Origin of the sequence: Collinsella sp. AF31-11 (assembly GCF_003475605.1) — a bacterium.
Lineage (GTDB): Bacteria > Actinomycetota > Coriobacteriia > Coriobacteriales > Coriobacteriaceae > Collinsella.
The window spans coordinates 989-1,346 of the sequence record NZ_QRQS01000032.1; the positions used below are offsets into that span (position 1 = coordinate 989).

At 65.9% G+C, this 358-nt stretch carries 1 protein-coding gene; it reads right to left on the minus strand.

Annotated elements, in window-relative coordinates; translation table 11 throughout:
* Positions 1 to 45: 45 nt before the first annotated feature.
* Positions 46 to 358, minus strand: a 313-nt coding sequence (locus DWZ22_RS10570; RefSeq protein ID WP_255413603.1) for a sugar phosphate nucleotidyltransferase, incomplete at its 5' end; no start/stop codon positions are given.

The window sequence follows — 358 nt, forward strand, 5'->3', positions numbered from 1 at the left end:
TTGGGGGAGAAGGTCTCCTCTGCCATGTTGATATCTCCTCGGTTCCTAGTACTCGCGCGGGCTGTTGACGATCTCGCCGGCGGCGACCTTCTTCAGGTGCTGCCCGTAGACCGACTTTCCGTAGGCCTTCGCGGCCTCCTCCAGCTCGGCGGTCGTGATCCAGCCGTTCTCCCAGGCGATCTCCTCGGGCACGGACACGGGAAGGTCCTGGGAGTGCTCCACGGCGCGGACGAACTCCGCGGCCTCGTGCAGGCTCTCCATGGTGCCGGTGTCCAGCCACGCGTAGCCGCGGCCGAGGGTGACCACGGACAGGGTCCCCTCCTCCAGGTACATCTGGTTGAGCGTGGTGATCTCCAGC